The following is a 12,840-nucleotide window of genomic DNA, read 5'->3' on the forward strand; positions in this document are numbered from 1 at the left end:
GGATAAACCGTGCAGCCAAAAATAAAACGCGATACGTTATTTCTCATTGCCGATGTTGAGACATTATCTAATCTGGCGGGGGATAAACCTTTAGTTTGGGAGGTTGGGCTTGCCTTAGTGCGGGGTGACGGACTCATACTGGGATCGTGGGGGTCACTGGTCAATGTGCATGATATGGTAGCACGGGGGTTTAAACAGACACCTAGCACACTGGCGTGGCTTATGAATCAAGAAGCCGAAGTACGTTTCAGGTTTAAAAAAGCGTGTGAATCTGACACCCCAATACTTATTGATGTCATGCAGGAAATGACAACCTGGATTAAAAAAACCGTCAGTGCGCATATGAACTGGGGTGAAATTCATTTCCCTATTCGTAATCTTTATTTACTGGGGCGTGGTGCTGCGTTTGACTGTCCGATTATGGAAGTCTTATATCGTGAAGTGAATAACGATTCGGAACCACTACCGTGGCTGTTTTATAACGGGGCGTGTCTACGTACCTTTGAAATGATCTTCCCGATTCGGGCACCCAATACAGGCACAGCACATCGTGCGGATCACGATGCTCTTTGGGAAGCTCAATGTTTATCACGACAGCTCGCAGTATACTGGCAGTTTGCAAGCCAGATTAACGCCGCCTGTTATCAAATGGACACACAAGGGCAGTCTCTCACCCCCAACGAACTTATTCCGTTAGGAAAGATTATAACGGAAGATACCGATAGCAAACTCACTCTGTATGCTAAACCCGATACACCGAGCATTTCCCCCTTATCAAATACCTCTCAATTTCAAAATGATAAGCCATGTTTACATCACAACTGTCCAGATTGTCATGGTTTGTTTATAAAATCTAATGGTGAACCATGTATGCATCTCATGGCCTGTCACTGTCCTCACTGTCAAAAGGAGAGTATGTAAAATGGCAAATGTCATTATTACCGTGACCGATCTGCCTGATGGTCAAGTTGATATCAATTATAATTTTGGTAACGATTTTATTGCCCCCCAATGTGATGCCGACTTAGAAAAACTGACGGATGCGCAACAGTTCAGTATTCTCATTACACAATTTATCACGGGCTGGATCTTGGATTCGGAAAACCAAAAGCCAGCTGACGTTCAACCGGTGATACGCATTCCCGGAGCGAAGCGCGATGGGTAAAGTGATATTTTCAGCAAAAGAAAAAGACGACTTAATCGCATATCCCCTGGATCATGATGTGGAATGGCCGAATAAAATTCATAAACCAGTTGGGGGCGGTAAACTTTTGTCGCTGGCCTTATCATTTTCGAAACTGAGTCAGTATCAACAATGTCCACGACGATTTTATGAACAACACCTGACACATAACATTCCCTATACTGACACCCCAGCCACCTTATGGGGAACGCAGGTACACCAGGCTCACGAAAATTATCTGTTAAAAGGCCAGCTGATGGATACGGTGGTGAAAGAAAGAATCGGTACTGGCGTCGCGGATATGTTAAAGAAGAAATTTAATAGTTTAGTAGCCGAACAGCGTGTTGGTATTCCTTTGTTCGGTGAACAGGAATGGGCCATTAAAGCGGACGGCAAAGTAGCAAGTTGGTTTGATACGTCTGCCGTTTTTATGCGGGGAAAAACCGATTTAGGGATGGGAAGTTTAAAAAAACTCTATCTGTATGATTATAAAACAGGAAAAGACCGTTATCCTAAAACCGATCAACTGGATTTAATGAGTGTCATGGCAAAAGCACAGCCAACCATGCAGCATTATACGCAATTTGATAGTGCCCTGATATTCTTAGAAGCAGGCACTGTTAAAACGCATACAACCTCTCTTCATGAGGAAGGACACGCGATACAAATGCGGAAATTTTTACGAGAATCTTTACGTATTATTGATTCTTATGAACGTGATTATTGGCCGGAACAGACATCGCCGTTGTGTGCCTATTGTCCGGTGATGAACTGTCCGTTTAATGCCACGGTTCAGAAGTGAACGACAGTTGACATACGAGCGGATATACTCATGACAATGAAAGAAAATCCAGATGTCACGTTTCTGACAATAAGGGGAGATGCCTTATTGGTGTTATTGCGCAATTTATATGAGCGACGAAAAGAAGAACAGGCCATGCTGGAAACCATTCTGACGATGATGGAATCATTAGATAACAGCGTTCAGTTGGCAGGAGAAGGCATGACTAACGCCAATGCCCGATTGGTCAGTATACTTAAGCAACTGAAACCCAAAGAAACTGCAGGGCTATCTGATGAAGAGATAATGAAACTTGTCGGAGGACAATGGAATGAAACACACTCTTAAGGCGAAAGATTTACAGGCATTAATGACCTATAATCCTGATACGGGTGGTCTTTTTTGGAAAGCACGTACACCAGAACTCTACCGAAAATACAGTCAGGCAGATCAGGGAATGGCAGAACGTTCCTGTACATGGTTTAACCAACGTTATGCGGGTGAACACGTGGGTATCACAATGAATGGCAGTAACACGTATGTTCGGATCGCTATTGGGAGCGGTGCGGGAAACATACGGAAAAATATTCTGGATCTTATTTGGGCCGTCGTGACAGGTAAAGAACCGAATGGCCTTGTTCGATTACTGGATGATAATTGTGCGCGTACCGTGGATAATATTGTGTGTCTTTCTCCTCATATTGCACAACTCTTTCGTAATCCTCGTGCGGGAATTTACCGTAATCGTGAAGAGAAAACATTTTACTGGCGCATTTATCGGGGAAAAGGACTCGATCAGCAAGGTGGCTATCAGACGATTAAAGAGGCCCGCGAAGCTCGTGATAATAAACTCAAAGAATTAGGTTTATGGCAGGAAACATTATTGAATGATGTATATTCATAAGGCTGGATGATGGCAACGTTGCAACTCTATCAGCAACGGGCGCTCGTCATTCAAGGGTCAGAACAAGAGCTAGAACGGGCACGTGTGTTGAATCCAGAAGGGCTTATTGATCTGGGTGACAATACAGTTGCCTATAAGTGGAACTATTATAATGCGGCACTTCTGGCGTTTGCCAATTTACCCGCTGTTAGTCCTATTTATCGGGACTATAATTGGCCCGGCCCCAGTGATTTTCGTCCGTATCAGCACCAGATTGTGTGTGCTGACTTTTTATGTCTTAGAAAAAAGGCCTATTGTTTTGCGGGTACAGGAACAGGGAAGACCGCTATCGGCATCTGGGCGGCTCATTATCTGTATACCCTCGGATTGGTAAAAAAGATCCTGGTACTTTGTCCATCTTCCGTATTATTGGATGCGTGGCAGCCTACCGCTGCAAAATTGCTGTTCGGTGTGGCGGATTTTACGGTAATTGAAGGGTCAGTAAAAAAGAAACAGGAACAGGTCGCCTCGGCTGCGCCGTTTCATATTACAAATTATGAAGCGTTAAAAGGACTTCATAAGGAATTTATTCAGAATAATTACGACCTGATTATTCTGGATGAGAGTACTAAAATAAAGAACAGGGAAACGGATTTATGGACGTTGGTTTATCCCCTTGTACGTAATGCCATGTATGCGTGGCAAATGACAGGAACCCCCACACCAATGGGGCCAAAAGATGCATTCGGTCAGATTTGTATGTTTGATGGTTTTGGTAATACGGTGCCGAATATCTACTGGTGGGAAAATTTAACGACGTGGAAAGTCAACGAGTTTAAACGGCTTCCTCTTGAGGGTTGGCAGGATACCGTCGCAAAATACATGAAACCCGCGATCCGAATTCGAACACGGGATTGTATTGATTTGCCACCAATTGTATATGAATCGCGTTATTTACCCTTAACATCGGTACAGAATGCTGCAATTAAGATGTTACGTGTTCAGCAGACGGTTAATTTGGCGGGTGAAGATATCACGGGAGATAACCAGGCTATTCTGTTGAATAAAGTGGTACAGATTTGTTGTGGTGCCGTGCTTTCTGAAAATGGTGAAGTGGTTGAAATGAAACCCACGAAACGATTGAATGAATGTCTGGAAATTATTCACAGTGAAGAGGGAAAAGTGCTTATTTTTGCGCCATTCCGTGCAGCTGTTGATATGATTGCCCGTTATCTACGCCTTAAAAATATTGCGGTTGGCGTCATACACGGTGGGATAAGTAAGACAGCACGTCAAAAAATCTTCGACAGTTTTCAAGATGATCTTAAAGGACAGATGCAAGTGATAGTCGGTGTGCCCTCCGCATTTGCACACGGTGTGACGTTAACGGCAGCGAGTCATACCATTTGGTTTGCACCGTATAGCAGTACAGAAGTGTATTTACAGGCTAATGCCCGAATGGAACGTAATGGACAGACACACCATATGACGGTAACCGAAATCTGGGGTGATCAACGGGAAAAACAGCTTTATGACATAACCGCAGGACGCGCCGATGCTCAATTAACATTGCTAGATATTTACAGGAGTCTCTTAAAAGACAACCAGGGGGACTAACAATGAGTGATCCTTTTGTCGGTATCTCAACAGCGCAATTGGCCTCAGCCCATATTCAATTAATGCAACAGAAAGAAGCCATTGAAGCCATACACAAGGCGGCAATGATAGAGGAAACAAAAAGCATTGATGATCAATTACGCGTCCTGTATTACGAAGTTCAAAAACGGATGCAAAATGAGAAAATTCATTCATTGGATACGGAATTAGGTAAGGTTCTCTTAAAAACGACGGTGGAATACAGTGTGCAGGATTTGGATGCCTGGGGAGATTTTATTGTTACCAGTCAGGACTTATCTTTTTTCAGTAAAAACGTATCAAAACCACGCGTGGAAGCGTATAGAAAACAGCATGGTGATGCCCTGCCACCGGGATTAAAGGCATTTACACGACAACACATACAATTCAAACCCGCGAAATAAGGAATTCCTTATGAATAATTCTATCGTGACCTTTGATCATAATTTACCCGCGCATTTGCGCGATGAACACGACGGCCTAAGTGCTTACTGGGATGATGTTGGACTGTCTAGTTTTGCTCGTATCAAAATGAAAGGACATATATTGCAGGCTTTTATTGGCCCGAATCTGGTCGCCCAGTCCCAACCTCTGCAGCCTATGACCGTTGTTATGCTTCGACCATCAAAGGTCGGACGCACATTTTATCGTGATACGTATGTTGAAGGCAGTAAAGAAACCCCTGATTGTTATTCTAATGATAATATTACGCCAGCTGCCGATGCGAAACATAAGCAGTGTACGCGCTGTGATTTATGTCCACAAAATCTTCCCGGCTCTGGCATTAATGGTGAATCAAGAGCATGTCGTTATCGGCAATCTATTGCCGTTTGGACACCGGGAGAAAATGACAGTACGTGGGATACCATTTTTCAGGTGAATTTATCATCAACTGCTATCTTTGGGGAAAAACCGAATATCGATGGTTATATGGGACTGAATGCCCTCGTTAACTGGTTTAGAAAACAAAAATTAGATCCCTCGAAAGCCTGGATTCAGCTTTATGTCGATCCTTACTCAGAACATAAACGTATTTTGATGAAACCCAAAGGATACGTTGCTGATCCCGAAGAATACCAACAGGTACGAAAACTGATTGAATCTGACGAACTTGACCGCGTACTGCGGCTCGGTGTTTTGGATACAGAACAAGCAGAACAACTGAGTGCCGAGGGATTCGGACAAATGCCAGCCCATTTGCAAACACCAGCGGCCCATACGCCAGTACGCAATACCGAATCAGTTAATACGGGACAAGAGACTGTAGACCCCTTTACCGGTGAAATTATTTTCTATGACAATCCTATCACCGATAACATACCTACCTACTGGCGGCATACGGAGCTGGGCGCAATTGTTATGTTACAACCGGGGACAAACTTACCCGTTGAAACACCTGATATAGAAGAAGTTACGTTAGCTGATTATCAACAATATGAAGCACACTTAGCAGAAGAACGCCGTATTGCTGAGGAACGTCGTATCGCAGAAGAACAACGTTTGGCCGAAGAGCGTCGTCAGTCAGAAGCTCTGGCAAGACGGGCGGCGGAAGCCAATCGGCAAGAAAATGGCGCGGTCGCAGTCCGTACCCGTACCCGAACACCGGTGACAGACGGACAAAATACCTCAGACGCTCAGGAAAGTGGCGTCCGCACACGCAATCGAAGTGCCGTGAACACACTACAGAATACGTCAATAACACAAAATAATACTGTACGTACACGCAGTAGGCGTAACGAGGTAGCATCACAGGATACCGTTTCAAATCCAGAGCAGCCCACTCAGACACGTACCCGAAATACGCCTGCAGACTCCTCAGCTGTACTGGGGCGTCGTCGTCACGCCGCACCGACACAAACCAGTTCAACAGGAATAACACGGACGCGAGGTGCAGCGGTGACGTCCTCAGCAACAGAACAACGTTCTGCCGATGTGAATAAGCCGACACAACAACGCGTCAGTCGCCGTGCTTCTGTCGTTGAAGCAACCGAAGCCGAAGAGACTTTCTCGAATGCCTCACCGAGCTTACGTGCCGCACAACAACAAGCTGCAGAAGCACCAGATGATGAACAACCCAAGACGCGAGGTAAAGGCAGCCTATTAACCCCTGAAATGGAGGCCGCTTTGAACGCAGCGTTGTTACAAAATAACGATTAATCGCATCAACGATGATCCAATCATGGCATTAAGGAGACGAAAATGTCAGAGGCTACGTTATCTGTAGAGCTTACAGAACTTGCGGTAAAGTTGGGTATTAATAATAAAACGTTGGGTTATCTCTTACCCAATATGTCAGCGTCCCAGATTGGACGTCTTGTCAATGCGTCAGCGTATCAGGCTAAATATACCGATGAAGTCCGTTTAGCCATTATGGTATTAACGGAAATAGATGCCGTGGGAGCATTACCGTGCAGTCCTAAGACGGTCTATCCCAATATTCTTTTAGCCTTTGCTGAAAAAGTACAGACGGCATTGAAATACAAGTACACGCTGGAAGAACTGAAACATGACAGTACTTGGGCTAATGATCTCAGTGACGACGGTGAACTTCCCTTCGACGATTCAAAACGCGACTGGGATGTTATTGGCTTAAAAAACATCCAATCATTGATTAAAAATAGTATTAACCTATAAGGCACCGTATGGACTTCTTAACGTCGGTTGTTCCTCCAGAGGGTGAAACGGTGCTTGTCACCATCAAAAAGAATCCTCGGACAGCGACAGGTAAAGAAGTTCGTAACTACTGGGTCAATATCCGCGATGGTAATGCTGCCAGATTTATTCAGCAGCATGAGTCAGGAGAGACGGACTTATACTTTGCCATGTCTTCCTTTAACACAAAAGGAACGGAATATGCTGGGCGTCGGGATGATCATGTACAGGAAGTGAAATCCCTATGGCTAGATATTGATGCAGGGAAAGAAAAATTCGAGAAACACCCAAAGTGGGCCTATCCCAGCTTTGAAATAGCCTATACCGCGTTTTCCCAATGGCTCGTTGATGCGGATATGTGGCAACCGAATTATATTATTGCCAGTGGTGAAGGTTTACATATTTATTGGATACTGGATAAACCCGTGTCACCGGAACAATGGCGGGTACTTCATGGGGGATTAGAACAACTCGTCCGCACACACGGTTTAAAAATGGACGCAGGAGCAAGTATGCGCATCAGCGGCATTTTACGTGTTCCGGGAACACGACATACCAAAAGTGGTAATGCCGTTCGTATTATAGCCACCGAGTCCACACCCTACTCTCTTGCTGAAATGCAGGAAGTATTACCTTATGTACAACCGCAATCGAATAGTCTGGGGGCGATGCCCGATTTTCTTCAAGATGAAAATGATTTTCAGGACGCGGTATGGGGAGTGCAAAAGAAATCATTTTCGTTTGCACAGATCATCGCACGATGTGATATAGGCAGTACAAACCCCAAACCAGGCGGCTGCGACCAACTCGCCTTATGTTATGAACAACAAAGTACCACCGACGAACCGACATGGCGGGGAGCTTTATCGATTGCGATAAATTGTTTTGATGGTGAGGAATGGATACATAAAATCTCAGATCAGTATCCAACTTACTCCGTTACAGAAACGGAAGCTAAAGCACAATCCGTGATGGATAAACCTTACACTTGCGACATGTTCAGTCGTCTCAACCCGGATGTCTGTCGTGATTGCCCCCATTGGGGCAAAATTCGATCACCCATTGTACTTGGTAAAGTCATTGAAGAAGCCTCCGAAGAAGAATTAAAGTCCATTATTAACCATATTCCGCAAGCGCGTCCGGTAACGATACAGGATGGTCAACTCCCCTCAATTACATTACTGAGTAAACAGGTCGCGGAGATAACGGAGCAACCGTTACCATTGCACCGTGATTATAAAATTGCGTCAAGCGCGATGGGATCGGGGATCTGGAAGCGGGCAAAAGAAGCAGATGGAAAAGAAATATTAATTTATAAATATCCGCTTTTATTTCTTAACCGCGTTTATTCGCCACAGAACGGTGAGTCGTTTGTGATGCAGGTGACGATGCCACATGATCCGGCACGGGTATTTGAATTACCAGTATCCGAGTTACCCAAAGATCAGAGTTTACAGGGCTTATTAAGTAAACATGGTGTCACGGTCACCTCAAAAGGGCAATGGGGAAATCTTATGACCTTTTTACGTCGAACCGCAGAGCAGGCTGCCGATGTACGGGCCGCTGATAAGCAACACCAACATTATGGCTGGACAGATGATATGTCTGCTTTTCTGTTGGGGAATACCGAGTTTAGTGTGGATGGTTCGGTACGACCAATGATACTGGCGAATAATGGGGGCAGTATGGATAAAGCCTTTCGTATGAGTGAGGATGCGTCTGTAGCCGGTTTTCGTAAAGCAATGGATTTAATTAATGTGCCAGATATGGAGCTGCCACAATTTTTGATGGGTGTGAGTTTTGCCGCCCCATTATTTAAATTAATGGGCGTCCAGGGCTGTCTTGTTCATAGTTATGCAACGAAATCCGGTGTCGGAAAAACAACGTCTGCGCGCCTGGCGGTATCGATTTGGGGACGTCACCAAGTCGATGGAGGCAGTGGTATTGAAGGTTTGACGCGAGACACGGCGGTTGCACTATATCGACGGCTGGGTGAATTAAATGCCATTACCATGTTCATTGATGAAATCACTGAACGTCAGGGTAAAGAACTGACGGATTTTGTTTATTCCGTAACACAGGGGCGGGATAAGGACAGAGGATTACCGAATACAAATCGTTTACAGGAAAATAATGGTTCCTGGACTATGGCGGTCTTGTCAACAGGAAACTTATCACTGACACAACAACTGGTAAATATGAATGCACTGTCCGAGGCTTTAAACGCCCGCGTTATCGAACTCGACATGAGCAATCTACCAAGCCTGTGGGGACGCAACAACGAGAACAAAGACTTCGTTGAGCAAACATTTATGTTAGCCCGCACGATCCATTCCGGTGCAGTAGGAAGACTCTGGTTACGCAACCTCATGCGTAACATGGATCTGGTGAAAAAGCTATGTGAAGACGTGAGTCGAGAATGTCAGGAATTTTTTGATTTTACACAAAAAGAACGTTATTGGACATGGACAGTCTCACTGGGAATTGCGGGATTAATTCTTGGTAAAGAATTGGGAGTATGGGATTTTGATGTGGCGCGGGTCATGACGGCCGTGAAAGAACAGTTAGAAAGAATACGTGTCAACGTCGAGCAGGATAAAGTCACCCCGACGAGTATCTTTGAACACTTTATTTCGGCCACATTTGAGAACCGTCTGGAAATCAGAGCAGCAAACACCCCCATTATGTCGAACCAGCTTCCCTCGAAAGAACTCGGTTTGCGTCAGGAAAATTACAGTCATAAATTATTTATTAATAAGGGTTTTGCACGACGTTGGTGTGAAAGTAATAACTATCCTTTTGACCTGTTTAAAGATCACATGAAGCTATTGCGTGCACGAGATACCCGTAAGCATATGCTAGAAGGTGTCACCAGTATTCCGACAAAATCAAAAAGGCCCAATGTATGGGAACTTGATCTGAGAGGAGAAACAAATGACTAAACCATCGACACGAAAAAAATCGGTGATCCCGTCTGCCGATAGCCTGCAGGAGATCCCTATTGAGCCAAAGAAAAGCAAAGCTCCCCGGAATAAACAATTGTTTGTCTCACCGGATACATTGCAGAAGTCGGAACAGTTAGAAACACAAGCAGCCGTATTGCGTTCTGCTACGGAAGATATCGCTGTCGCCGTTAACTATCCACCGTCCTCTGTACCAGAGATACCGACAACATCATCGGTGATGCCGGATGCGAGCATTCCCCCCGAATCGTCGCTTAATACTCAGGTTATGACGCAATTGCTGACCGCATTAGCACGACAGCAGCCATTAAAGACTCCGCGTCTTGTGACGGCTGGGGTTGTGAATTATATGCACGTATTGAAAGATATTGATGCGGTTGAGTTTGACCAAAAACTCGACGATCTCTATGCCATGTTACAGTCCCGTGCGGTAGCCAGAAGTGAAAATGCCAAACGACTGCAGAATATGACGTTGGCCATGCACATTTATCAGGAATTCACTGAGCTATGGCCCCATGCGTAATGACTCATTCACATGACTTCTCACCGCTTGCGGTGAGGAGCGACTGATGAAAAAGGATAAACCACGATGAGTGTTGTGATCTACGACGCCCAGGAAAATTGTTTGTATGCGGATTCTCTTTGTGTTGATAACTATCATCGCATGACGATTCAAAAAATTTTCACTTACAATCTGAATGGTACAAAAGACACTTTCCCCAATGCGAGTGAAATGTCATTTCATGAACGTGGGTTGGCGGGTTTTGTTGGTGATCCGTCAATCGGATATGCCCTTATTCATGCCTATATGTGTGGTGGCATGAATTTTTGTGAACAAACCCGCAAAGAACTGCTGGCACATTTACACGATACTGATGATGCGAATACAGGAAATATATTGATTATTCCTGAAAAACAGAATTATCTGTGGTTGACGTCAGGGCTTTCTGTTCCTTTTTTCCCCGTACCAAAACAACGGATCGTGATTGGTGACGCACAAATAACATCACGTGTATACAGCAACCTTGATCATGGTATGTCACCCCAAGAAGCCATCAAAGATGTCTGTCAGGTCAGTGGAAAATTTGACGCGGCACATTTGGTTTCTGAACCGGTGATCCATGTGACGACTTCCTCACAGAATTCAGAAACATTCATTAATTTAAACGATATATTTAGATGAGTAATTCAAAATTACGAACCAAAAGGGCATAAAATACAATTTATTTCATTAAACGAATAATAAACACCCTTAATTCTTTTCAACTTAACTTCCTGAATACACTATATTTAGCTATTTAACATAGAAGCCTTACTTATACCCTGTAAAAAAGGATAACACTATGAAAAATAAACTGATTAGGGGAAGTGCTCTTATTATTCTGGCGCTTATTCTTGCAAGTATGATGATTTATATGAGCGTATCCCATGCAGAAACGTTAAGTAAGAAACAACTCATTCAGGAAGTCATTAAAGAAACAGAAGCGACTATCGCTGCGTTAAATCAGAACCTCCCTAAACGGATTGATAACTATACGATAATGGAAAAAATAAAGCCTAATGATAATGGGTTCATTTATACCTACACAGTATCACTGCCTATTACAACAGAAATGAAAAAGGAACTTCATTCCAATGCGATTCATATGGTTAAGTCAAACTGGTGCGCGCAAACCTGGTTTAACAATTCGATTTATCCGCCAACAGTTTCTTTTGTTTATTATGGGATTAAAAATACACAAGCCGCTTTTATCATTAACAAATATGACTGTAATTAAACGATTTCGTTTCTCTAAATTACGTTGATGATCACCGATATAGTTATGTTTCCTTTTGGGATTATTAGAGGTATTGGAATGTGGTTTGGCATAAATTGACCAGATGTCCTTTGATAAGGAGTAAGCCCTCCTTCTTGCTAATCTGTGAGCAAAGCTAACCTATGTACACTCGATAGTATAGCGTCTTAGATGATGATTTGACTGCTTTTCTGCACTGAATTTTAAGTTAGTGCATTACTTGAACCAGTTCCCAATATTTAAAGAAATCTAAAGAAAAAATAATTGAGTCCGATAAAATAGAAGACAAAATTTTAATAAATTATTGTGCTATATAATTTTATGGGGGTGTAAAGTGAGTAGACGTGAATTTGAAGATGCAATGATGGATGGGCAATTAGTATTTGATAATGGAACATTAAAGCCTATTACTCATATGAAAGAGTATAGAAGAAAACAATATGCTGATCTTGAAAAAAAATTAAATGACCCAGACAATGAAGAACATATTGCACTTTTAACTATAGAAGAGGCCGTTGCTTTCTTAAAATCAATGGCATGTAAAGATGGTACTCATAAAGAATGGAAAGATAAAGTATTTGCATGTACTGACCCAGCATCTTCGTTCGCAGGAAATGTTGTGGACGCTATTGGATTGGCGAAGATAATTAATGAATTTAGAAGCGTTAGAGTTCAAGCTAAAGAATATAAACTTAAAGGTGTTAGTTATATAAAAATAACAGGTAAGAGGACTGTTAAATCAATTATTACAGGCTCAAGATATCGCATTAATGATCACCGGATATTAAAAATAGGTATCGGATCAAAAAATGTAGTCAACGGCATAGTTTCAGGGGCTAAGATTTGTGTATATTTTTCTCTTGCTTACCGGGCTGTTGAGTTTATGACAAAAGATGAATATTCCTTAGCTGACTTTATAGGAAATATTACAGTTGACACTGCAAAAT

13 protein-coding genes and 1 pseudogene are annotated in these 12,840 nt (G+C 43.2%); all 14 read left to right on the top strand.

Going from position 1 to position 12,840, the window contains the following annotated elements; all coding sequences use genetic code 11:
- Positions 1-9: 9 nt before the first annotated feature.
- Positions 10-921: a 3'-5' exoribonuclease domain-containing protein gene (locus AAC855_RS18205; RefSeq protein ID WP_340611448.1), complete on the top strand. Its 912-nt coding sequence runs from the start codon at positions 10-12 to the stop codon at positions 919-921.
- A gap of 1 nt (position 922) precedes the next feature.
- Positions 923-1,165: a hypothetical protein gene (locus AAC855_RS18210; protein ID WP_340611449.1), complete on the top strand. Its 243-nt coding sequence runs from the start codon at positions 923-925 to the stop codon at positions 1,163-1,165.
- Complete coding sequence (locus AAC855_RS18215; RefSeq protein ID WP_340611451.1) at positions 1,158-1,985, top strand: PD-(D/E)XK nuclease family protein; 828 nt, start codon at positions 1,158-1,160, stop codon at positions 1,983-1,985. Before AAC855_RS18210 ends, AAC855_RS18215 begins: the two co-directional genes overlap by 8 nt.
- Positions 1,986-2,015: 30 nt before the next feature.
- Positions 2,016-2,312 (top strand): hypothetical protein, encoded by a 297-nt coding sequence (locus AAC855_RS18220; protein WP_099122740.1) that lies wholly within the window; start codon positions 2,016-2,018, stop codon positions 2,310-2,312.
- On the top strand, positions 2,296-2,868 hold the full coding sequence (locus AAC855_RS18225) for a hypothetical protein (protein WP_340611453.1): 573 nt from the start codon (positions 2,296-2,298) through the stop codon (positions 2,866-2,868). The genes AAC855_RS18220 and AAC855_RS18225 overlap by 17 nt, the downstream gene beginning before the upstream one ends.
- Positions 2,869-2,877: 9 nt before the next feature.
- Positions 2,878-4,464 carry a helicase-related protein gene (locus AAC855_RS18230; RefSeq protein WP_340611455.1) on the top strand — a complete coding sequence of 529 codons (1,587 nt, stop codon included), beginning with the start codon at positions 2,878-2,880 and terminating at the stop codon, positions 4,462-4,464.
- A 2-nt stretch (positions 4,465-4,466) separates the two neighbouring features.
- A complete protein-coding gene (locus tag AAC855_RS18235) occupies positions 4,467-4,886 on the top strand; it encodes a hypothetical protein (RefSeq protein WP_340611456.1) in 420 nt (139 codons plus the stop codon).
- Between the two features lie 10 nt (positions 4,887-4,896).
- Positions 4,897-6,639, top strand: coding sequence for a hypothetical protein (locus tag AAC855_RS18240; protein WP_340611458.1), 1,743 nt, complete (start codon positions 4,897-4,899; stop codon positions 6,637-6,639).
- 42 nt (positions 6,640-6,681) lie between these two features.
- A complete protein-coding gene (locus tag AAC855_RS18245) occupies positions 6,682-7,116 on the top strand; it encodes a hypothetical protein (RefSeq protein WP_099122735.1) in 435 nt (144 codons plus the stop codon).
- A gap of 8 nt (positions 7,117-7,124) precedes the next feature.
- A complete protein-coding gene (locus tag AAC855_RS18250) occupies positions 7,125-10,076 on the top strand; it encodes a DUF927 domain-containing protein (protein ID WP_340611460.1) in 2,952 nt (983 codons plus the stop codon).
- Positions 10,069-10,620 (top strand): hypothetical protein, encoded by a 552-nt coding sequence (locus AAC855_RS18255; protein WP_340611462.1) that lies wholly within the window; start codon positions 10,069-10,071, stop codon positions 10,618-10,620. Before AAC855_RS18250 ends, AAC855_RS18255 begins: the two co-directional genes overlap by 8 nt.
- 66 nt (positions 10,621-10,686) lie before the next feature.
- A complete protein-coding gene (locus tag AAC855_RS18260) occupies positions 10,687-11,280 on the top strand; it encodes a hypothetical protein (RefSeq protein WP_340611464.1) in 594 nt (197 codons plus the stop codon).
- Between the two features lie 160 nt (positions 11,281-11,440).
- The gene (locus tag AAC855_RS18265; protein ID WP_340611465.1) at positions 11,441-11,875 is read left to right on the top strand and encodes a hypothetical protein; all 435 of its coding nucleotides are present in this window, start codon (positions 11,441-11,443) and stop codon (positions 11,873-11,875) included.
- Positions 11,876-12,227: 352 nt separating this feature from the next.
- A pseudogene (locus AAC855_RS18270) lies at positions 12,228-12,840 on the top strand (hypothetical protein); the annotation flags it as partial.

The organism is Xenorhabdus bharatensis (assembly GCF_037996705.1).
Lineage (GTDB): Bacteria > Pseudomonadota > Gammaproteobacteria > Enterobacterales > Enterobacteriaceae > Xenorhabdus > Xenorhabdus bharatensis.